This is a genomic window from Streptomyces sp. NPDC055239, assembly GCF_053606205.1.
The window spans coordinates 574061-594780 of record NZ_JBSGRD010000002.1; the positions used below are offsets into that span (position 1 = coordinate 574061).

Below are 20720 nucleotides of genomic sequence, written 5' to 3' on the forward strand. Positions count from 1 at the left end.
GCGCCATTCCCTCAGGTGTTACGGCGCCGGGTGCGCAGGCCCGTCGCGACCAGGGCCGCCGCCACGAGCACCACCGCCGCGTCGATCAGGAGCACGGTCCGCGTTCCCGCGAGCAGATCCGTGCTCGTGGTCGCGAGCACTCCCAGGAGCGGGATGCCGATCGTGATGCCCACCTGCTGGGTCGATGTCACCAGGCCCGTGGCCAGGCCCTGCTCCTCGTCCGGGACACCCGACGTGACGGTCACGCCGTACGAGATGATCGCGCCCAGGTGGAACATGCTCGCCACCGATACGCCCGCCGTGGCGAGCCAGACGGAGCCCGTGCCGTCGTCGATGCCCAGCAGCGACGCGATGAAAAGGCCCTGCCCCAGGAGCGAGACGACGAGGGTGCGGTGCGCCCCGAAGCGGCTGATGGCCTTGGGCGCGTAGATACCGGAGACCACCGAGAGCACGCCCTGCACGCCGAAGACGAGACCCGTCTGGAAGGCGGAGAGCTCCAGGACCTCCTGGAGGTAGAGCGTGAGGACGAAGACGACCGCCGACATCATCGAGAAGGTGACGAGACCGCCCAGGTTGCCCCACGCGACCGTCCGCCGCCGCAGCATGGGAAGCGAGACGAGCGGGGACGTGGCGCGCGACTCGACGTATCCGAAGGCCGCCAGCAGCAGGACGCCGGTGATCAGTGTGACGATGACGTCCGTGCCGCCGAAGCCGCGTTCGGCGGCCGTGGAGAGCGCGTAGATCAGGGCGAGCAGACCGCCGGTGACCGTGACCGCGCCGGGGATGTCGAGGCGGGGGCGGTCCGGGGTGCGGGACTCGGGCAGGAGGCCCGGCGCGAGCGGCAGCACGATCAGCACGAAGAGGGTCAGCAGGCCCATCGTGGAGCGCCAGCCGAGCGTGTCGGTCAGTACGCCGCCGAGCACCATGCCGACCGTGAAGCCGAGCGAGAGCAGCGTGCCGGAGATGCCGAGAGCCCGGTCGCGCTGCGGGCCCTCGGGGAAGGTCGTGGTCAGGAGCGACATGCCGGTCGGCACGATGGCCGCGGCGCCGACGCCCTGCAGCGCGCGCCCGGCGAGGAACGACGCCGGGTCCCAGGCGAAGGTAGCGAGCAGGGAGGCGAGGCCGAACAGGGCGAGGCCGCCGAGGAACAGCTTGCGCCGCCCGAACAGGTCGCCGGTGCGGCCGAAGAGGAGCAGGAAGCCACCGGAGGGAAGGGCGAACGCGGTCACCGCCCACTGCAGCGCGGACTGGCTCATGCCCAGGTCGGCGCCGAGCACGGGCAGCGCCACGTTAAGCACGGAGAAGTCGAGCGCGACCATGAACTGGGCCGCGCAGAGCACGAAGAGGACGAGCTTGTCGCGGGAGGAGAGCTTGGGGGCCGGGGGCTGAAGTGACGTGGCCGCCGTTGTGGTGGACGGGGGAGTGGTGGTGTCGATCGCCATGAGATGAGCTTCGGGCGTCAGGAATAGCCGTGGGGAGCCAGAACTTATGCTGGTGGTCGGAACACCAGGCAGGGGGACTGCTCATGGCGGGGACGAGTGAGGCCGTGGCGAGGGTGCCGCAGGACGCGTCCAAGGCGCGGAGGCTGGGCGAACTGCGCGAGTTCTTGATGAGCCGCCGCGCCCGGGTCAGCCCGGCGGACGCGGGGCTCCCGGACGGCGGGGCGCGGCGGCGTACGCCGGGTCTGCGCCGCGAGGAGGTCGCCGTGCTCGCCGGGGTCGGCGCGTCCTGGTACCAGTGGTTGGAGCAGGGGCGCGACATCTCGGTGTCGCCGCAGGTCCTGGACTCCGTGGGGCGCGTACTGAAGCTTTCGAGCGCCGAGCGGCGGCATCTGTACGTGCTCGCCGGGCTCAACCCGCCCGCGCCCGAGGTCGAGCAGGCGGACCGGGACATGTGCGCCGGGTTGCAGCGCCTTATCGACACGTGGATGCCGTACCCGGCGCACATCATGGACCGCTACTACAACTGCGTCCTGTACAACGACGCCGCCGGGATGGTCTTCGGGATGCGTCCCGAGATCACCCAGAACTGCATCGTGGACTTCTTCACCGACCCCATCTACCGCTCCCGGAGCGTGAGTTGGCGGACCAACGCGGAGTCGGTCGTCGCGCAGTTCCGTGCGTCGTGCTCGGAGGCGCCGGACGACGAGGGGTTCCAGGCGGTCCTGGCCGAGCTGCGGGACGTGGCGGGCGAGGAGTTCACCGAGCTGTGGGAGCGGCGGGACGTGCGGCCCGCGGGGCAGGTCCACAAGGAGCTCATCCATCCGCTGGTGGGGGCGTTGCACGTCGAGTCGACGGCGTTGCGGGTGCCTGCGCGGCCCGATCTGACGATCGTGATGCACACGCCGCTGCCGGAGGCGGATACTGCGGCGAAACTGGAGTGGCTCGCGTCGCCCGAGGGGCGGCGGGGGTCGATGTACCCGGTGGCGGTTTAGCTGCCTCTGCTCCGTATGCTCGGCGTATGACCGAGAGTGCTGCGCTTGGCGCGCTTGATGCTGAGGACCGGAAGATCGTTACGCTGGCTCGTTCGGCGCGGGCGCGGAACGGGGTGGCCGAGGGGGCCGCTGTGCGGGACGAGACGGGGCGTACGTATGTCGCCGGGACGGTTTCGCTCGACTCCCTGAAGCTTTCCGCCCTGCGTACCGCCGTCGCCATGGCTGTCGCCTCCGGCGCGGAGTCCCTGGAGGCGGCGGCGGTCGTCTCCTCCGGGGAGGCGCTGTCCTCCGAGGACCTTTCCGCTGTGCGGGACCTTGGTGGGGCCGGGACGCCGGTGTTTCTGGCGGGGGCTGACGGGGAGGTCCGGGTGCGGGTCGAGGCGAACTGACCTTTTCCCCAACCCCGCCCCTTCCCGGCTGTATCGATTTGCGGCTCCGCCGCGTGGCGTGCCTGCGCCCCGGGCCTACCTGGGGCTCCGCCCCAGACCCCGCTCCTCAAACGCCGGAGGGGCTGGATTGGGCGGGGTTGGGGAAATCAAACCGCGTCCGGGCCCCGTTCCCCCGTCCGTACCCGCACCACCGTCTCCACCGGCACCGCCCACACCTTCCCGTCACCGATCTTCCCCGTGGCCGCCGCGCGGACGATTCCGTCGATCACCGCGTCGGCGTCGGCATCATCGACGACGACCTCAAGACGCACCTTCGGCACCAGGTCCACCTGGTACTCCGCCCCCCGGTACACCTCCGTGTGCCCCCGCTGGCGCCCGTACCCGCTCGCCTCGGTGACCGTGAGGCCTTGTACGCCCAGTTCCTGCAAGGCCGTCTTCACCTCGTCGAGGCGGAACGGCTTGATGACCGCGGTAACGAGCTTCATCGGACGGTGCTCCCCTTCATCGGGCTGACCAGGACGCCGTGATCGTAGGCCGTCTCCGCGTGGTGCGTCTGGTCGAGGCCCGTCATCTCGTCGTCGGCGTTCGCGCGGAAGCCCATCACCTTGTCGATCGCCTTGCCGATGCAGTACGTCACGGTGAACGTGTACGCCGCCACGACGAGCACCGCCACCGCCTGCTTGCCCAGCTGCGCGAGCCCGCCCCCGTAGAAGAGACCCTCCGCGCCGTCCGTCATCGTGGCCGTCGCGAACAGGCCGATCAGGAGTGTGCCGATCACGCCGCCGACCAGGTGGACGCCCACGACGTCGAGAGAGTCGTCGTAGTCGAAGCGGAACTTCCACGCCACGGCGTACGAGCAGACCACGCCCGCCGCCAGACCGACCACCGCGGCGCCGAGCACCCCGACCACCCCGCACGCCGGAGTGATGGCGACGAGACCCGCCACCGCGCCCGATGCCGCGCCGAACGTCGTGGGGTGGCCGTCGCGCTTCTGCTCCACGAAGAGCCAGCCGAGCAGGCCCGTGCACCCGGCGAGCAGGGTGTTCAGGACGGAGGCCGCCGCGAGGCCGTTCGCGCCGAGGGCCGAGCCGCCGTTGAAGCCGAGCCAGCCGAACCAGAGCAGGCCCGCGCCCATCAGGACCATCGGCAGGTTGTGCGGGCGCATCGCGTCCTTCTTGAAGCCGATGCGCGGGCCGATGACCAGGACGAGGGCGAGGCCGGACGCGCCGGAGGCGATCTCGACGACCAGGCCGCCCGCGAAGTCCAGGGCGCCCAGGGACGAGGAGATCCAGCCGTCCGGGCCCCAGACCCAGTGCGCCACGGGAACGTATACGAGCAGCGCCCAGAGCGGCACGAAGACCAGCCAGGCCGCGAACTTCGTGCGGTCCGCGATGGCGCCGCTGATCAGCGCCGTGGTGAGGATCGCGAAGGTCAGCTGGAAGGTGGTGAAGAGGAGGGTGGGGACCGTCCCGGTGAGCGTGCTCGGGCCGATGCCCGCCATGCCGAAGTGGTCGACGCCGCCGATCAGGCCCGCGAACGTGTCGTCGCCGAACGCGAGCGAGTAGCCCGCGAGCAGCCACACCACGGTGACAAGGGCGATCGACACGAAACTCATGAGGAGCATGTTGAGGACGCTCTTCGTGCGGACCATGCCGCCGTAGAAGAGTGCGAGGCCCGGCGTCATCAGGAGGACCAGGGCGGTGGCCGCGAGCAGCCAGGCGGTGTCTCCGGTGTCGGGTCCCCCGGCCGCGGCCAGGGTGGTGGTGAGGGGGGCCGACGAGAACATGGACTGCACGGGGAATCTCTCCTCCGGGTGGGGGCAGAGGGGAAGCGTCACCGCCCAGCATTTCGGAAAGGGCACCCCGCGGTTTCCGCCGTGTTTCGTGTTGCGTGAGGGTTTCGTGGAGCTCACTGACACCGCGTCGGCGCCTCATTGGTGCCCGATCGGTGCCTCGGCGTGCTGCGGCCCTCCGTCGATCAGGGAGAATGGGCGCCATGAGCGTTCGTACCGAGTCATCCGAGCCGTCCGAGGCCCCCCATCGCGCCGGCTTCGCCTGCTTCGTGGGCCGCCCGAATGCGGGCAAGTCCACCCTTACGAATGCTCTGGTCGGCCAGAAGGTGGCGATCACCGCCAACCAGCCGCAGACCACGCGGCACACGGTGCGCGGCATCGTGCACCGGGAGGACGCGCAGCTGATCCTGGTGGACACCCCCGGGCTCCACAAGCCGCGCACGCTGCTCGGTGAGCGGCTCAACGACGTCGTACGGACCACGTGGGCCGAGGTCGACGTCATCGGGTTCTGTCTGCCCGCGAACGAGAAGCTCGGCCCCGGCGACCGGTTCATCGCCAAGGAACTGGCCACGATCAAGAAGACGCCGAAGATCGCGGTCGTGACGAAGACCGACCTCGTCGACAGCAAGACGCTCGCCGAGCAGCTCATCGCCATCGACCAGCTCGGCAAGGAGCTCGGCTTCGAGTGGGCGCAGATCGTGCCGGTGTCGGCCGTCGGCGACAAGCAGGTCCAGCTGCTCGCCGACCTGATCGTCCCGATGCTGCCCGAGAGCCCGCCGCTCTACCCCGAGGGCGACCTCACGGACGAGCCCGAGCAGGTCATGGTCGCCGAGCTGATCCGCGAGGCCGCGCTCGAGGGCGTACGGGACGAGCTGCCGCACTCCATCGCCGTCGTGGTGGAGGAGATGCTGCCGCGCCAGGACCGCCCCGCGGACAAGCCGATGCTCGACATCCACGCGAACGTCTACATCGAGCGGCCCAGCCAGAAGGGCATCATCATCGGCCCGAAGGGCAAGCGGCTCAAGGAGGTCGGGATCAAGTCCCGCCAGCAGATCGAGGCGCTCCTCGGGACGCCGGTCTTCCTGGATCTCCACGTGAAGGTCGCCAAGGACTGGCAGCGCGACCCGAAGCAGCTGCGCAAGCTCGGCTTCTGAGCGCCCCCCAGGTCAGTCCACGCCCCTGATCCGCGTCACCAGCAGCGCCCCCGCAAGGCCCACTCCTGCCGCCACCAGGTAAAGGACGCGGTAGCCGCCCAGGTGCGTCACGATCGGGGCCGCAAGGACGGGGGCGGCCACCTGGGGGAGCGAGTTGGCTATGTTGATGACGCCCATGTCCTTGCCGCGGTCCATGGCCTTGGGGAGTACGTCCGTCATCAGCGCGAAGTCCACCGACGTGAAGACGCCGAAGCCCACCCCGAGCACCGCCGCCGCGACGAGCGCGCCCGGCCACGTCTGCCAGCCGGCCAGCATCGCGGTCGCCAGGGCCATCAGGACGCCCGACCAGAGCACGAACGGTTTGCGGCGGCCCACGCGGTCCGACCAGACGCCGCCCACGACCACCGTCGCGAGCAGCGTCAGGCCGTTCACCGCCGTGAGGATCAGTACGCCCTCATCGGGGTCGGAGTAGTCCAGGCGGTCGCGCAGGTAGTAGAGGAGATAGAGCAGGACCAGGGCGTTGCTGAGGTTGATCAGGAAGCGGGTCAGCCAGGCCCAGCCGAGGTCCGGGTAGCGGCGCGGGCTCAGCCAGAACGCGGCGGCGAACGACCGCCACGCGAACGGCGGCCTGTCCCGTGGCGCCAGGCGCAGGTCCCGGTGGCGCAGGACGTACGGCAGGACCCCCGCCACCGTGAACACCGCGCAGGCCGCGTACCCCGCCCCCACACCCCCGGCCACCGTCGCCAGGCCCGTCCCCACCACCACGCCCAGGATCTGCGCCGCCCCGAGCCAGCCGCCCACCGCGCCCCGCTGGAGCCGCGGCACCCGGTCGGGCACGGCCGCCGTGACCGCGGCGAACGCGGCGTTCAGGGTGAGCTGGACCAGGCACCAGCCCGCCGCCATCCACCAGACCGACCCCGCGGCCGAGAGCAGCAGGAGCGCCGCAGCGCCGCCCGCCGTACCCGCCACGATCCACGGCGTACGCCGCCCGAAGCGCGACACCGTACGGTCCGAGAGCGCGCCGAAGAGCGGGTTCGACGCGAGCGACACCACCGCCCCCGCGCCCGCCACCCACGCGAGGACCGTCTCCTTCGACGTACCGGCCGGGGCGAGGTCCTCCGCCTGTAGGGCCAGGAGGATCTGCAGCGGGCCGTACCAGCCCACCCAGATCGCGCCGTTGGCGAGCGAGAGCGCGGACGTCCAGCTCCGCCCGACCCGCTCGGTCGGCTCCTTCAGGGCGTCGTCGACCGGCGTCGATGTCATGCCCGCTGGGCCCGCAGCGTCTCGCGCAGCCACGCGTACGACGCCTTGGGGGTGCGCTCGAGGGTGGTGTAGTCGACGTGGACGAGGCCGAAGCGCTGGCGGTAGCCCTCGGCCCACTCGAAGTTGTCCATCAGGGACCAGACGAAGTAGCCGCGCACGTCGACGCCCTGCGCCAACGCCCGGTGCAGTGAACGGAGATGACCGTCGAGGTACTCGATCCGGCGCTGGTCGTCGATGCCCTCGTACGAGCAGCCGTTCTCCGTGATCACCAGCGGCGGCAGGCGGTCGCCGTACCGGTCGCGGAAGCCGGTGAGGAGCTCGGTGAGCGACTCGGGGACCACCGGCCAGCCGAAGTCCGTCACCGGTCTGCCCTCGATCTCCCTGGGCGAGAAGGGGAGTTCGGGCGGGAGGGTGAGACCGGAGAATTCCGTGGCCGTGGGTGTCCCTGCCGTCGTCGCCGGGAGCGGCGCGCCCACCTTCGTCGGCTGGTAGAAGTTGATGCCGTACCAGTCGATCGGCTCCGCGATGACCTTGAGGTCCGCCTCGATGTCGCCGCAGTCCGCCAGCAACTCCCCTATTCCGTCCGGGTATCGGCCAAGGATCAGCGGGTCGGCGAACAGGCGGTTGAGGAGTACGTCGTAGAAGTCCGCCGCCTGTGTGTCCTCGGCCGAGGGTGACGCCGGCCAGGTGGGGCCGTGCGAGTTGGCGATGCCGATGTCGGTCACACCGGCCGCGCGCAGCGCCCGTACGGCGAGTCCGTGGGCCAGGAGCTGGTGGTGGGCCACCGGCAGCGCGTCGAACATGAGCTGTTCGCCCGGCGCGTGCTGGCCGAGCGCGTGACCGAGCAGGGTGTGCTCGGCGGGTTCGTTGAGGGTGATCCACTTCTTGGCCCGGTCGCCGATGCGGTCCGCCACCACGGCCGCGTACTCGGCGAAGCGCTCGGCCGTGTCCCGCCGCAGCCAGCCGCCCTCGTCGGCGAGCGCGAGCGGGGTGTCCCAGTGGAAGAGCGTGGGGACGGGGCTCACCCCCGCCGCGCACAGCTCGTCGACCAGACGGTCGTAGAAGTCGAGGCCCGTGGTGCTCACTTCCCCGGAGCCGCTCGGCAGCACGCGCGGCCACGACACCGAGAAGCGGTACGCGCCCGCCCCCAACTCCCTTATGAGAGCGACGTCTTCGCGGTAGCGGTGGTAGTGGTCGCAGGCGACGGCGGCCGTCGTGCCGTCCTTCACCTTGCCCGGCACCGCGGTGAACGCGTCCCAGACCGAGGGGCCGCGCTCGTCGACGGCGCCCTCGATCTGGTGAGCCGATGTGGACACCCCCCACAGGAAGTCGCGGGGGAACTGAGGTAGTGGATCGCGCGCGTCGCTCGCTGCCATGGGCGCGATCTTCCGTACGGCCGCGTACGGAAGTCAATGGGCGTACCTCAGAAAAGGTGAACAGTTCTCATGTCTTAGAACCTCTCGGGGGCTTCTGAGAGCCTCTCGGGGCCCTCGGAACCTCTCAGGCCCCTTCCTTCAGTACGCGCGTGATCAGCTTCCGCTGTGGATCGGTCAGGCGCGGATCCGCGCAGTACACCGTGTGCCCGTCGACGGTGAGCTGGTAGCTGAAGCCGTCCGGCACTCCTATCGGCGGCGTGCTCCGCGCGTCGGCCACGGCCTCCTCGGCCAGGACCTGCCACTCGTGGGCATCGGGCAGCCCCGAGGTCTCCACCTCGGAGTGCCGCTCGATGCCCGCGAAACCTCCTGTGCGCTTCACCTGGATACGCATGGGTCCTGTCTACTCCACCGGGTGGGCGGACGGTAGCGCCGCCGTCAGTCGGTGGCCGGCACCTTGACCGTGGACCACGCGTCGATGACGGCCTTGAGCTCGTCGCCGTCGCCGTACTTGGCGCGCGCCGCGGCGACCGTCAGCTTCGCGAAGTCCGCGAAGGACGCGTCCTGCGCGAGCTCGCCGCCGGTCAGGACGGCGTACCAGATCTGCCCGGCCCGCTCCCACGCGTTGCCGCCGAGCGTGTCGGCGACCAGGTAGAAGGCGCGGTTGGGGATGCCGGAGTTGATGTGCACGCCGCCGTTGTCGCGGCCCGTGTTGACGTAGTGGTCCATGTCGGCGGGCTGCGGGTCCTTGCCGAGCACGTCGTCGTCGTAGGCCGTGCCGGGGGCCTTCATGGAGCGCAGCGCCTTGCCCGTGACGCGCGGGGCGAGCAGCCCCGCGCCGATCAGCCAGTCGGCGTCGGCGGCGGTCTGGCCGAGCGTGTACTGCTTGATCAGCGAGCCGAAGACGTCCGACATCGACTCGTTCAGGGCGCCGGGCTGGCCGAAGTACGTGAGGTTGGCCGTGTACTGCGTGACGCCGTGGGTCAGCTCGTGGCCGATGACGTCGACGGGGATGGTGAAGTCGAGGAAGATCTCGCCGTCACCGTCGCCGAACACCATCTGCTCGCCGTTCCAGAAGGCGTTGTTGTAGTCCTCGGAGTAGTGCACGGTCGCGTTCAGCGGCAGGCCGCTGCCGTCGATGGAGTTGCGCTGGTACGTCTTCATGTACAGCTCGAAGGTCGCGCCGAGGCCCGCGTACGCGCGGTTGACGGTCGCGTCCTTGCCGGGCCGCTCGCCCTCACCGCGGACCTTGCGGCCCGGCAGGTCCGTCTTGTGCTTGGCGTCGTACAGCGTGCGGTGCGGCTTGCCCTCCGCCGCTTCCTTGGGCAGCGAGACGGCCGGGGCGCCGATGACCGTGGTCAGACGGCGGTGGGTGCGCTCGATGGAGTCGCGCTCCAGGGTGCGGCGGGCGGGTCCGGCGAGCGCGGGGTCGTCACTCTGGGCCAGAGTGTCGAGCACGTGCGGCGGGATGATCGTGCAGAAGACAGGCTCGAAGCCTGGATTGGCGGTCATGGCGGCAAATGTGGCACTGGGTCATGCCGCTGTCACTACCTGCAACCATGATTAGTGAAATAGAGGTATTGATCACCTCTTACCGGTAACACCGGTCCCGCATACTGATACGGAGCCACGCACACGGTGTGGCTCGGTTAGGCTGCGGAGCATCATGCGTTACGGGCTGCTTCTCCTTAGCTGCCGCGGCGAGGGCCTGTAGTCGAGGCCGACCCCCTCCCCGCGGAGTTCGGTGTTGCTCGCGAAGCGACCGTCGGCCGTCCTTAAGGACACTCCCGAGGAGCCCCCGCATCATGGCGATCAAGCCCAATCTGCAGCGTGCCACTTCCATGCCGATCCACAAGTACGGCCGGTACGACCAGGTCGACATCCCCGACCGCACGTGGCCCGACAACCGGATCACCGTCGCACCCCGCTGGCTCTCCACGGACCTGCGTGACGGCAACCAGGCGCTGATCGACCCGATGTCCCCGGCGCGCAAGCGCGAGATGTTCGACCTCCTGGTCCGCATGGGCTACAAGGAGATCGAGGTCGGCTTCCCCTCGTCGGGCCAGACGGACTTCGATTTCGTACGGTCGATCATCGAGGACGGCGCGATCCCGGACGACGTGACGATCTCCGTACTGACGCAGGCCCGCGAAGAGCTGATCGCGCGCACGGTCGAGTCGCTGATCGGCGCCAAGCGTGCCACCGTCCACCTGTACAACGCGACCGCGCCCGTCTGGCGCGAGGTCGTCTTCCGCGGCTCGAAGGACGCGGTCAAGCAGATCGCCGTCGACGGCACCCGCCTCGTCATGGAGTACGCCGAGAAGCTGCTGGGCCCCGAGACGGTCTTCGGCTACCAGTACAGCCCCGAGATCTTCACGGACACCGAGCTGGACTTCGCCCTGGAGGTCTGCGAGGCCGTCTGCGACGTGTGGCAGCCCGCCGAGGGCCGCGAGATCATCCTCAACCTGCCCGCCACGGTCGAGCGTTCGACGCCCTCCACCCACGCGGACCGCTTCGAGTGGATGTCCCGCAACCTGACCCGGCGCGAGCACGTCTGCCTGTCCGTCCACCCGCACAACGACCGCGGCACCGCCGTCGCCGCCGCCGAGCTGGCCATCATGGCCGGCGCCGACCGCATCGAGGGCTGCCTGTTCGGGCAGGGCGAGCGCACCGGCAACGTCGACCTGGTCACGCTGGGCATGAACCTGTTCTCGCAGGGCGTGGACCCGCAGATCGACTTCTCCGACATCGACGAGCTGCGCCGCACCGCCGAGTACTGCAACCAGATGGAGGTCCACCCGCGCCACCCGTACGCGGGCGACCTCGTCTACACCGCCTTCTCCGGCTCCCACCAGGACGCCATCAAGAAGGGCTTCGAGGCGATGGGCATCCGCGCCGAGCAGCAGGGCAAGACGATCGACGAGATCGAGTGGGCCGTCCCGTACCTGCCCATCGACCCGAAGGACGTCGGACGCTCCTACGAGGCCGTTATCCGCGTCAACTCGCAGTCCGGCAAGGGCGGCATCGCCTACGTCCTGCAGAACGACCACAAGCTGGACCTGCCGCGCCGCATGCAGGTGGAGTTCTCCAAGGCCATCCAGCTGAAGACCGACACCGAGGGCGGCGAGGTCACGCCTGGCGCGATCTGGAGCATCTTCCAGGACGAGTACCTGCCCAACCCCGAGAACCCGTGGGGCCGCATCCAGGTCAAGAACGGCCAGACGACCACGGACAAGGACGGCACCGACACGCTCACCGTCGAGGCGACGGTCGACGGCGCCGACACGGTCCTGACCGGCACCGGAAACGGCCCGATCTCGGCCTTCTTCGACGCGCTGCAGGGCATCGGCATCGACGTACGCCTCCTGGACTACCAGGAGCACACGATGAGTGAAGGAGCCTCCGCGCAGGCCGCGTCGTACATCGAGTGCGCGATCGGCGACAAGGTTCTGTGGGGCATCGGTATCGATGCGAATACGACACGCGCCTCGCTGAAGGCCGCGGTCTCCGCGGTGAACCGCGCGGCCCGCTGACCAGCGCCTCGCGGCTCCACTACGTAGCAGGAAAGCGCCGGACGGGCTCGAATCGGGCCCGTTCGGCGCTTTTGCGTGGGACCGTGTCCAGGTCGTCTACAGGCCATCTCTCGTGCAGGGTGCTGACGCCACATCAACAATGTGGCTAACATCACGCCCAACACGGCAACGTCGCCGGGGCGTTACGGAGGTGCGTGGTGCTGCCAGATCGGGAACGAAACGGCCGGGAATCCCGCATTTTCGCTACGCCCGTTTCACGCGGGCGGGTCCTGCGCAGGCGCGTGATCGGCGTGCATACGGCGTGGACCACCGTCGGGGACGGCGAGTTCTTCTGTCCGGCCTGCGGCGGTGACCGCAACTACCAGCGCCGCACCGGCCGTCGCCGCTTCGTCCTGCTTGGCGTCCCGGTCCTGCCGCGCGGCGCCGCGGGCCCCATCGTCGAGTGCGCCGCCTGCGGCGACCACTACGGCACTGACGTGCTAGACCACCCCACGACCACCCGGCTCTCCGCCATGGTGCGCGACGCCGTGCACACCGTCGTCCTCGCGATCCTCGCCGCGGGCGGCACCTCGTCGCGCACGACGCTGGACGCGGCCGTCGGCGTGCTGCGCGGCGCCGGGTTCGACGACGCCTGCGAGGAGCAGCTCGTCGCGCTCGTCGAGGCGCTCGCCGCGGACACCGGCCGTGCGACCGTGCCGGACTGCGGGCCCGGTCTGGCCATAGAGCTCCACGAGGCGCTCGGCCCACTGGCCCCGCACCTCGCCCCCGCCGGACGTGACGCGCTGCTGCTCCAGGGCGCGCGGATCGCGCTCGCCGACGGCCCGTACACCCCGGCCGAGCGCGAGGTGCTCACCACGGCGGGCGGCGCGCTGACCATCGGCGCAGACGAGGTGACGCGGCTGATGGTGGCGGCGCGGACGACGCACTTCTGACCGTCTCCGGGTCCCCTCACGCCCCCGCTGCGCCGATTGCGGCAGACGTACACTCCTGTCTGGCCAACGGCCATGGGGGCAGCAGCTGATGAGAGGGAACCTGTGAGGCAGCTACGTCTGCTGGGATGCGTCGCGGTCCTGGTCGTCATCACAGCGGGGTGCGGCGGTGAGGCTCCCTCGGCATCTCCCGAAGCTCCCGCCTCCCGCGCGCCGGTCAGTATCGACTTGAACCGCGTCGATTCCTGGTCGAAGAACAAGCCGAACATCCTCGAGGTGGACTTCACCAACCGACAGCGGGCCCGCCAGGACGTGACCGTCGAGCTGCGCATCGGCCTGGGGAAGCACAAGGGACAGGTGCCATCGGCCGCGTACGGCGACGACCGGCAAGAGGACGACAACTGGAAGAAGCTGACGCTCTCCACGCCTCGCGCGGGGCGGATAGGCGGCAAGAAGGACCTGGTGACGAGCGGCTCGTACCGCCTCCCGCTGCGTTCTGGGCAGAGCCGGACGCGGTTCCAGATCACCCCGCCGTTCGGCCCGCGGACCGAGGGCGACCGGCTGCCCGTCGAGGTGGTGTTCAAGGATCACGGCCGCCTCCTCGGACGCGAGTACCTGGGCGTCGAGTTGCAGGCGCTCTCCGGCACCGTGCGTCCCCGACGCAGCGCCGCGCTGAGCAAGGACGGCCGCTGGACGCCGTTCGAAGCCGCGGTCACCAACCAGTCGCAGAGCCCCTACCCGCAGGTCCGGGCCCAGCCCGAGTTCAGTACGTGCCAGAAGAGCGACGACCCTTTCGAGGAGTGTGCCTCCGGCGGCAAGGGCATGACGTCACAGGTGCGTGCTCAGTGGTACGACGGCAAGGCCTGGACGGATGTGCCCAGACAGGAAGCCGATCAGGATGACTTGCTCGTCTTGCCTGTCGGTGCCGTGCCCGCGGACAGCACGAAGAAGGTCAGACTCCGGTTCGCCGCCTCGCCGGAGAGCTTCGAGGACACCGACCGGCTCCAGTTGACCTTCGGTGTGTCCGGCCTCGCCGACGGAGCCAGGAAGCGCTCCGTCCACTACGACGACGCCATCCTCCTCACCCTCCGCTGACGGACAGCCGTGCAGCGAGCCGCCCTTACAGCAGCCCCGCCCCCGCCAGGAACTTCCCCACCCGCTCGACCTCCCCCGAGGACAACGGCACCTGCGGCTCAGCAGTGGCCGCACAAGCAATGACCCCCCGCAGATACAGCGCCGCCTTGAACGCCCCCAGCGCCGACGAACTACCCCCCATCCGCCCGGCACCCCCGACCCGCACCATCCCGAAGAGCCCGCACAACCGCTCCTGCTCGGCCCGGGCCCGCACCCAGTCCCCCTCCCGGCAGTAGCGGTACAGCCGCGCGTACCCCGCCGGATCCACGTTCCCGAGACCCGGCACCACCCCGTCCGCCCCCACGGCCAGCGCCGAGTCCACCGTCGTCTCCGACCCCGTGAGCACGCTGAAGCCCGAGACGTCCGTCCGGCCCCGCGCCCCGAGCACCAGCTCCCGGAAGTTCCCCTCGTCCCCGCTGGAGTCCTTCAACCCGGCGATGGTCCCCTCCGAGGCAAGCTCCAGGACCAGCTCCGCGTCCAGTTTCGAGTGGACCGCCACCGGGAGGTCGTACGCGAAGACCGGCACCGGGGACCCCGCCGCCACCAGACGGAAGTGACGGGCCACCTCCACCGGGTGCGTGCGCGTGTAGAAGGGTGCCGTCACCACCACCCCGTCGGCCCCCGCCCCCGTCACCGCGCGCACGTGGTCGAGGACCCGTGGCGTCGTCATGTCGATCGCCCCTGCCAGGACGGGCAGTTGACCCCCGACGTGCCCCGCCACCGTCTCGATCACGACCCTCCGCTGCCCGTCCGTCAGGTACGCCGCCTCCGACGACGAGCCGAGCACGAACAGACCGTCCACCCCTCCCGACACCAGATGGTCGACCAGCCTCACCAGCGATGACGTGTCCACCTCGCGCTCCGGTGTCAGAGGCGTACAGACAGGCGGGACGACACCGGTCAGCGGGGTGGGCATGGTCATGGAATCTCCCTGGGGCTCGCGTCCGTGGCGGCGGACTGGATCACTAGCTCGTGCGTGGACTGGCCGTCCCGCACGGGGTGGTGGCAGCGGTAGCGGTGCCCGGACCCCTCCGTCGACGCGAAGTCCGGCATGGCGGAGGCGCAGGCCTCGTCCGCCTTCCAGCACCTCGTACGGAACGGGCACCCGCTCGGCGGTCGCGTGGCCGACGGCACCGGGCCGACGAGCGGGATCGGGTCGATGGGGTCGAGGAGGCCAGGTGTCGCGGAGAACAGCGCGCGCGTGTACGGATGGCGCGCCCTGTCCAGGATCTCCTGGGCAGGAGACTCCTCCACGATTCTGCCCAGGTACATCGTGATGACCCGGTCGCTCATGCGCCGCACCGTCTGGATGTCGTGCGACACGAAGACCAGGGCGAGGCCGAGCCGCTCCTTCAGGTCCAGGAGGAGATTGAGGATCTGGGCGCGCACGGAGACGTCGAGCGCGCTCGTCGGCTCGTCCGCCACCACGAGCTCAGGTTCGAGCGCCAGCGCACGCGCGATCGCCACGCGCTGCCGCTGCCCGCCCGAGAGCTGTCCGGGCAGCCCGTCCGCCAGGACCTTGGGGAGGCCCACGAGTGACATCAACTCGCGGACACGATCGTCGCGTTGAGCGGGTGTCCCCAGCCTGTGTACGTCCAAGGGGTCACGGAGTATCTGCCGCACCGTCAGCCTGCGGTTCAGCGCGGTCGACGGGTCCTGGAAGATCATGCCGGTGTTCCTGCCGATCGCGGCCCGGCGCTCGGCTGGCGGCATCGTCCACAGGTCCCGCCCCCGGAAGGACACCGTGCCCGTGGTCGGCCGCTGCACCCCCACGAGTACCTTCGCGAGCGTCGACTTGCCGCACCCCGACTCGCCCACGACGCCCACGGTCTCGCCGGGCGCGATGGTCAGGTCGGCGCCGGTGAGGGCGTACACACGGTCGCGCGAGAACAGCCCGCCCGAGCGTGCCCGGTGCACGACGTGCGCGTCGGAGAGGGTGATCAGATCGTCCGTCGTCATTTGAGGGCCTCGCTTCCCCTGGGCTCCGGCACTCTCGGCGGCTGCCCCGCCGGATGGTGGCACGCGATGGAGTGACGCGCCCCGCCGACGACCTGGACGAGTTCGGGCGCCGTCGTCCGGCAGACCTCGCTCGCCAGCGGGCAACGGTCCGCGAACCTGCAGCCCGCCGGGAAGTCGGCGGGCGAAGGGACGACGCCCTTGATCTGGGTCAGGCGTTCCGCCGCCGATTCGAGCGAGAGCACCGAGCCGAGCAGGCCGCGCGTGTAGTGGTGCGACGGGGCCTCGACGAGGTCCGCCGTCACGCCCGTCTCGACGATCTGGCCCCCGTACATCACCACCACCCGGTCGGTGACGTCCGCGACGAGGGCCAGGTCGTGCGAGACGAGGATCAGGGCGAAGCCCAGCTCCTCGCGCAGGCGGAGGAGGAGTTGGATGACCTGGGCCTGGACGGTGACGTCCAGGGCCGTTGTCGGCTCGTCAGCGACGATCAGCTTCGGGTCGCGGGAGAGCGCCATCGCGATCAGGACGCGCTGGCGCTGACCGCCGGAGAGCTCGTGCGGGTAGCTGCGCAGGGTGCGGTCCGGGTCCAGGCCGACCAGTTCGAGGAGTTCGGTCGATGTGCGGCGCCCACCTCTTCGTACGACCTGTTTGAGCTGGGCGCGGACCGTCATCGCGGGGTTGAGGGAGGACAGGGCGTCCTGGTAGATCATCGCCATGTCGTGGCCGAGCAGCCGTCTGCGCGCCCGCATCGGCATCCCGAGCAACTGCTGCCCGTCGAACGTCACTTCACCGCCGACACGTGCGCCCTTCGGCTCCAGGCCCATCACGGTCAGCGCCGTGAGCGATTTGCCGCAGCCCGACTCGCCCACCAGGCCGAGCACTTCACCCGGCCGTACGTGGAAACTGATGCCGTCGACGATGTCCACCCCGCCGTGCCGGGCGTCGAAGCCGATCGCGAGATCGGAGACGGTCAGGACCGGCGCGCCTTCCGGGAGAGGGCGTGCGCGCGAGCGCAGACGCTGGGCCGCCTCCGTCAGGCCCGGCAGCTCGAGTACCTTGCCGCTGCCAGGTTCCGGCGCTTCGAGATGATCCTCCTTGCGGGCCGCGCCCGGCACGTCCCGGGTCGCGGGCGCCGCCCACGCGTCCGATACGCCCTCGGAGAGGATGTTCAGGGCAAGGACCGTGATCAGCATCAGGAGGCCCGGGAAGACCGTCGCCCACCAGCCGCCGAGCAGCACCATGTTCTTGCCGTCGGCGATGACGCTGCCCCAGGACGGGTCCGGGGGGCGCACGCCCGCGCCGATGAAGGACAGCGAGGCCTCGAAGACGATGGCCTCGGCGACCTGCACCGTACAGAAGACGAGGATCGGCGCGGCGCAGTTGATGGCCACGTGCTTGATGAGGATGTGCGGGGTACGGGCGCCGACGATGCGTTCGGCGACGACATAGTCCTCGCCGTACTGATCCATGACGTTCGCGCGTACGACCCGGGCGATCGGCGGTGTGAACAGGAACGCGATGGCGCAGATCAGTACGACGATGCCGCCCCCGAACACCGCCACGAGGACGGCCGCGAGCGCGATCCCGGGGAACGCCATGACGATGTCCAGGCACCGCATCAGCGTCTCGTCGACCGCCTTGCGCGAGGTCGCCGCGATCGCGCCGAGCACCGCGCCGACGATCAGGGCGAGCAGCGTCGCCCCGAGCCCGATCGCCAGGGACCAGCGTGCCCCGTACATCAGCCGGCTCAGGATGTCCCTGCCGAGGCTGTCCTGGCCCATCCAGTGGTCGCCCGACGGGTGTCCGGTGCCGTCCACCTGCGGCTGCTGGTCGAGAGGGTCGTGCGGGGCGATCAGCGGCGCGAAGAGCGCGACGAGGACGACCACGCCCACGACGCCCACCGCGACGCGGGAGAGGACGGGGAGGCGGCTCAGCGATCGCAGCCGTATGCCGGGCCGTGAGAGCCGCTCGGTCAGAGCCTTGCGCGACATGACCATCAGGCGGTCCCCCTCAGGCGCGGATTGACCAGCAGATGGAGGATGTCGAGGACCAGGTTCACGACCACGAACCCGACGGCCGTCGTGATGACGACCCCCTGTACGACGGCCGGGTCGCCGTTCTTCACGGCGTCGATCATCAGCTTCCCCATGCCGGGCAGCGAGAAGATCGTCTCGATGACGACCGCGCCGCCGAGCAGATAGCCGACGCGCAGGCCGAGCACGGTCAGCGGGTTGATGAGGGCGTTGCGCAGGACGTTGCGCCCGACGACCACGACCGGGGGGAGGCCGCTGCCGATCGCCGTCCGTACGTAGTCCTTGTCGAGCTCCTCGACCACCGCTGTACGGATGATGCGGGTGAGCCCGGCGGCCACGGGCAGGGAGAGCGCGAGGGCCGGGAGCGTCATCGACCTCAGCCAGCCGGTGAAGGAGTCGGCGGGGTTGATGTAGCCGCCGGTCGGGAACCAGCCCGCCTCCACCGCCAGATACTGGATCATGAGCAGCGCCAGCCAGAAGCCGGGCGCCGCCACGCCGGTCAGCGAGATGACGCGGATGAGCTGGTCGGGGAGCCGGTCGCGGTAGATCGCGGCGGTCACGCCGAGCAGCAACGAGATGACCACCGCGATGCCGAGCCCCATGAAGGTCAGCTGGAGGGTGAGCGGCAGCGCGGTGGTGACCTGCTCCACCACCGGCGAGCGGGTGAGCACGCTGATGCCCATGTCGCCCTGGAGCAGATCACCGACGAAGGCGAAGTAGCGCACCGGCAGCGGATCGAGCAGGCCGTTCTCCTCGCGGAACTGGTGCAGTTGCTCCGGGGTCGGATTGGCGCCCTGGAAGAACGCCGACGCCGGATCGATGTCCGAGAACCGCATCACGAGGAAGACGAACAGGACGATGCCGAGGAGCAGGGGGACGAGGAGGGCGAGGCGGCGGGCCAGGATTCTGACGATCGCGGTCACGTCTGGGTGACTCCCAACGACGGTGCTGAGAGGGCTGTTTAGGGGACTACTTGGCCCACTTGGCCTGGAGGAGATTGATACCGGGGTAGGGCTGGGCCTTGATGCCGGTGAGCTTCTTCGGGTCCCAGGCGGTCATCAGCTCGTTGTGGACGACCGGGTAGATCACCGCCTGCTCGGCGACGGTGTCGATGTAGTCCTGGACCATGGCCTTCTTCCTGGCCGCGTCCGGCTCGCGCGTCGCCTGGTCCATGTCCTTGAAGAGCTTCTTGGCCACGGAGTTGTCCGCCCAGCGCGCGTAGCCCATCCACAGGTTCTCGGGGCCGTAGTTGTAGTGCATGATCAGGTCGGGGTCGATGCCGAACTGGTTGGGGTTCGATGCGGCCGCGACGATCTGGTAGTCCTTCTTCTGGTCCATCTTGGTGAAGACGGCGGTGGTCTCCTGCGGATCCAGGGTCGTCTTGACACCGATCGCGTCCCACGAAGCCTTGATGGTCGGCAGACAGTCGACGATCCAACTCACGTTCACCGCCATGAGATTGATCGACAGGTCCTTGACCCCGGCCTCCTTCAGAAGCTTCTTCGCCTTCTCGGGGTCGTACGCGTAGACCGACTTGGCCCGGCGGTAGGCGGGGTTGGACTCGTTGAGGAACGAGGTCGACGCCTTGCCGTGCCCCTTGAGCGCGACCTCGATCATCTTCTCGGTGTCGATGGCGTAGTGCAGTGCCTGCCGCACGCGTACGTCGTCGAAGGGCTTGTGCGCGGTGTTGAACATCAGGAACAGGTTGTTCATCCCCGCCCCGCCCTCGACGCTGAGCCCGTCCTTCTTGAGCTGCTCGATGTTGGCGTACGGGATGTTGTCCGAGATCTCCGAGTCCGCGCTGCCGCCGGAGATCTTCGCGACGCGGGGCGCCGCGTCCACGATGGTCAGCCAGTTCATCTTCTTGAAGGCGGCCTTGCGCGGGCCGTTGTAGTCGCCGAAGGCCTCGAAAGTGGTGTTGGACTTCGGGTGGTGCGAGGACTGCTTGTACGGTCCTGAGCCGATGGCCTTGCCCTTGGTCGCGTCGTCCCAGGCGCCGGGCTTGGAGAAGACGTGCTTCGGCATGATCTTGGCGAGGGAGAGGCGGGCGAGGCCGTCCGGGAACGGGAACTTGAGGGTCAGCTCGACGGAGGTCGCGTCGACCTTCTTGACCCCCTTCAGCCAGCTCTCGAAGAAGCCCTTGGCCAGGGTCTGCGTCTTCGGGTCGAGGATGCGGTCGAAGACGAACACCACATCGTCGGCGGTGACGGGCTTCCCGTCGTGCCACTTGGCGCCGGGCCGCAACGTGAACTTCCAGGTGGTCGCCTTGTCGTCGGCGGGGATCTCCGTGGCGAGCGCGGCATACGGCTCGCGGGTGATGGGATCGGTGTTGAGCAGACCCTCGTAGATGTGCTCGTTGCCGGCCATCGCGAAGGCGGACGCGGTCTGCGTCGGGTCCCAACTGCCGTCGTTCCCATAGCCGATGACGGCGGTGAGAGTGGAGTCGCCGCCCTTGCCGCCGCCCCCTCCGGCGTCGTTCGTGGACTCGGGCCCCGACGAGCAGGCGGAGAGCGTGGTGGTGATGGCGGCGGCTGCGCCAAGGGCGCCGGTGTACTTGAGGAAGGACCGGCGGTCGGGTGCGGGTGCGGGGCCGGGGCCGGTGGGGCCGATGCGGGCCTTCATGCCGCCCACTTGCTCGCTCGCTTGCTCGCTCACTATGTCTCCCTTGAGAGATCCCACGTCCTACGTCATGGTGGCGTGGTGACCATAAGAGCGCCGCGATGGCCG

Annotated in this window: 18 protein-coding genes; 6 read left to right on the forward strand and 12 right to left on the reverse strand. The window is 69.6% G+C overall.

The features are described 5' to 3' along the window. Nucleotides 1–11: 11 nt before the first annotated feature. Nucleotides 12–1442 (reverse strand): MFS transporter, encoded by a 1431-nt coding sequence (locus tag ACWFRJ_RS08720; RefSeq protein ID WP_453525934.1) that lies wholly within the window; start codon nt 1440–1442, stop codon nt 12–14. 83 nt (nt 1443–1525) lie between these two features. Here ACWFRJ_RS08720 and ACWFRJ_RS08725 point away from each other — a divergent pair, with 83 nt between their 5' ends. Next, complete coding sequence (locus tag ACWFRJ_RS08725; protein WP_453525937.1) at nt 1526–2434, forward strand: helix-turn-helix transcriptional regulator; 909 nt, start codon at nt 1526–1528, stop codon at nt 2432–2434. A 26-nt stretch (nt 2435–2460) separates the two neighbouring features. Continuing rightward, nucleotides 2461–2823, forward strand: a complete 363-nt coding sequence (locus tag ACWFRJ_RS08730) for a cytidine deaminase (RefSeq protein ID WP_453525940.1) — start codon at nt 2461–2463, stop codon at nt 2821–2823. A gap of 146 nt (nt 2824–2969) precedes the next feature. Here the strand turns inward: ACWFRJ_RS08730 and ACWFRJ_RS08735 are convergent, their stop codons facing one another. Next, complete coding sequence (locus tag ACWFRJ_RS08735) at nt 2970–3308, reverse strand: P-II family nitrogen regulator (protein ID WP_453525943.1); 339 nt, start codon at nt 3306–3308, stop codon at nt 2970–2972. Further along, a complete protein-coding gene (locus tag ACWFRJ_RS08740; protein WP_453527130.1) occupies nt 3305–4609 on the reverse strand; it encodes an ammonium transporter in 1305 nt (434 codons plus the stop codon). Before ACWFRJ_RS08740 ends, ACWFRJ_RS08735 begins: the two co-directional genes overlap by 4 nt. Before the next feature lie 200 nt (nt 4610–4809). On the opposite strand from ACWFRJ_RS08740, the gene era reads away from it, so the two are divergent. After that, on the forward strand, nt 4810–5769 hold the full coding sequence (gene era, locus ACWFRJ_RS08745; RefSeq protein ID WP_453525946.1) for a GTPase Era: 960 nt from the start codon (nt 4810–4812) through the stop codon (nt 5767–5769). 12 nt (nt 5770–5781) lie between these two features. On the opposite strand, the gene ACWFRJ_RS08750 is transcribed toward era, so the two are convergent. The 4 genes from ACWFRJ_RS08750 to ACWFRJ_RS08765 form a co-directional block, all read right to left on the reverse strand. Then, a complete protein-coding gene (locus tag ACWFRJ_RS08750; RefSeq protein ID WP_453525949.1) occupies nt 5782–7032 on the reverse strand; it encodes an MFS transporter in 1251 nt (416 codons plus the stop codon). Then, nucleotides 7029–8408, reverse strand: coding sequence for a GH1 family beta-glucosidase (locus ACWFRJ_RS08755; protein ID WP_453525950.1), 1380 nt, complete (start codon nt 8406–8408; stop codon nt 7029–7031). Before ACWFRJ_RS08755 ends, ACWFRJ_RS08750 begins: the two co-directional genes overlap by 4 nt. Nucleotides 8409–8532: 124 nt before the next feature. Beyond that, on the reverse strand, nt 8533–8799 hold the full coding sequence (locus ACWFRJ_RS08760) for a protealysin inhibitor emfourin (protein WP_453525953.1): 267 nt from the start codon (nt 8797–8799) through the stop codon (nt 8533–8535). Between the two features lie 44 nt (nt 8800–8843). Next, entirely contained in the window at nt 8844–9917 is a 1074-nt protein-coding gene (locus ACWFRJ_RS08765) for a M4 family metallopeptidase (RefSeq protein ID WP_453525956.1), read from the reverse strand. A gap of 293 nt (nt 9918–10210) precedes the next feature. Between ACWFRJ_RS08765 and leuA the strand changes: the two genes are divergently transcribed. The 3 genes from leuA to ACWFRJ_RS08780 all read left to right on the forward strand — a co-directional run bounded on the left by leuA (nt 10211) and on the right by ACWFRJ_RS08780 (nt 13962). Continuing rightward, nucleotides 10211–11938 carry a 2-isopropylmalate synthase gene (gene leuA / locus ACWFRJ_RS08770; protein ID WP_453525959.1) on the forward strand — a complete coding sequence of 576 codons (1728 nt, stop codon included), beginning with the start codon at nt 10211–10213 and terminating at the stop codon, nt 11936–11938. Nucleotides 11939–12135: 197 nt separating this feature from the next. After that, nucleotides 12136–12870: a TerB family tellurite resistance protein gene (locus ACWFRJ_RS08775; protein ID WP_453527133.1), complete on the forward strand. Its 735-nt coding sequence runs from the start codon at nt 12136–12138 to the stop codon at nt 12868–12870. A gap of 225 nt (nt 12871–13095) precedes the next feature. Beyond that, on the forward strand, nt 13096–13962 hold the full coding sequence (locus tag ACWFRJ_RS08780; RefSeq protein WP_453525961.1) for a hypothetical protein: 867 nt from the start codon (nt 13096–13098) through the stop codon (nt 13960–13962). 25 nt (nt 13963–13987) lie between these two features. Here ACWFRJ_RS08780 and ACWFRJ_RS08785 read toward each other — a convergent pair whose 3' ends face one another. The 5 genes from ACWFRJ_RS08785 to ACWFRJ_RS08805 are packed head-to-tail and all read right to left on the reverse strand — an operon-like array spanning nt 13988 to nt 20615. Beyond that, entirely contained in the window at nt 13988–14923 is a 936-nt protein-coding gene (locus ACWFRJ_RS08785) for a dihydrodipicolinate synthase family protein (RefSeq protein ID WP_453525964.1), read from the reverse strand. Beyond that, complete coding sequence (locus ACWFRJ_RS08790) at nt 14920–15960, reverse strand: oligopeptide/dipeptide ABC transporter ATP-binding protein (RefSeq protein ID WP_453525967.1); 1041 nt, start codon at nt 15958–15960, stop codon at nt 14920–14922. The genes ACWFRJ_RS08785 and ACWFRJ_RS08790 overlap by 4 nt, the downstream gene beginning before the upstream one ends. Further along, entirely contained in the window at nt 15957–17957 is a 2001-nt protein-coding gene (locus ACWFRJ_RS08795; protein ID WP_453525970.1) for a dipeptide/oligopeptide/nickel ABC transporter permease/ATP-binding protein, read from the reverse strand. Before ACWFRJ_RS08795 ends, ACWFRJ_RS08790 begins: the two co-directional genes overlap by 4 nt. Further along, nucleotides 17957–18916, reverse strand: a complete 960-nt coding sequence (locus tag ACWFRJ_RS08800; RefSeq protein WP_453525973.1) for an ABC transporter permease — start codon at nt 18914–18916, stop codon at nt 17957–17959. Before ACWFRJ_RS08800 ends, ACWFRJ_RS08795 begins: the two co-directional genes overlap by 1 nt. 46 nt (nt 18917–18962) lie before the next feature. Further along, nucleotides 18963–20615, reverse strand: a complete 1653-nt coding sequence (locus ACWFRJ_RS08805; RefSeq protein WP_453527136.1) for an ABC transporter substrate-binding protein — start codon at nt 20613–20615, stop codon at nt 18963–18965. Nucleotides 20616–20720 lie beyond the last annotated feature (105 nt).

Bases quoted from the DNA above. Each gene is read 5' to 3' on its own strand.
- leuA (WP_453525959.1), top strand. From the start codon at position 10,211: ATGGCGATCAAGCCCAATCTGCAGCGTGCCACTTCCATGCCGATCCAC.
- ACWFRJ_RS08730 (WP_453525940.1), top strand. From the start codon at position 2,461: ATGACCGAGAGTGCTGCGCTTGGCGCGCTTGATGCTGAGGACCGGAAG.
- ACWFRJ_RS08750 (WP_453525949.1), bottom strand. From the start codon at position 7,032: ATGACATCGACGCCGGTCGACGACGCCCTGAAGGAGCCGACCGAGCGG.
- ACWFRJ_RS08725 (WP_453525937.1), top strand. From the start codon at position 1,526: ATGGCGGGGACGAGTGAGGCCGTGGCGAGGGTGCCGCAGGACGCGTCC.
- ACWFRJ_RS08790 (WP_453525967.1), bottom strand. From the start codon at position 15,960: ATGACGACGGACGATCTGATCACCCTCTCCGACGCGCACGTCGTGCAC.
- era (WP_453525946.1), top strand. From the start codon at position 4,810: ATGGGCGCCATGAGCGTTCGTACCGAGTCATCCGAGCCGTCCGAGGCC.
- ACWFRJ_RS08765 (WP_453525956.1), bottom strand. From the start codon at position 9,917: ATGACCGCCAATCCAGGCTTCGAGCCTGTCTTCTGCACGATCATCCCG.
- ACWFRJ_RS08740 (WP_453527130.1), bottom strand. From the start codon at position 4,609: ATGTTCTCGTCGGCCCCCCTCACCACCACCCTGGCCGCGGCCGGGGGA.
- ACWFRJ_RS08805 (WP_453527136.1), bottom strand. From the start codon at position 20,615: ATGAAGGCCCGCATCGGCCCCACCGGCCCCGGCCCCGCACCCGCACCC.
- ACWFRJ_RS08755 (WP_453525950.1), bottom strand. From the start codon at position 8,408: ATGGCAGCGAGCGACGCGCGCGATCCACTACCTCAGTTCCCCCGCGAC.
- ACWFRJ_RS08735 (WP_453525943.1), bottom strand. From the start codon at position 3,308: ATGAAGCTCGTTACCGCGGTCATCAAGCCGTTCCGCCTCGACGAGGTG.
- ACWFRJ_RS08795 (WP_453525970.1), bottom strand. From the start codon at position 17,957: ATGGTCATGTCGCGCAAGGCTCTGACCGAGCGGCTCTCACGGCCCGGC.
- ACWFRJ_RS08720 (WP_453525934.1), bottom strand. From the start codon at position 1,442: ATGGCGATCGACACCACCACTCCCCCGTCCACCACAACGGCGGCCACG.
- ACWFRJ_RS08760 (WP_453525953.1), bottom strand. From the start codon at position 8,799: ATGCGTATCCAGGTGAAGCGCACAGGAGGTTTCGCGGGCATCGAGCGG.
- ACWFRJ_RS08785 (WP_453525964.1), bottom strand. From the start codon at position 14,923: ATGACCATGCCCACCCCGCTGACCGGTGTCGTCCCGCCTGTCTGTACG.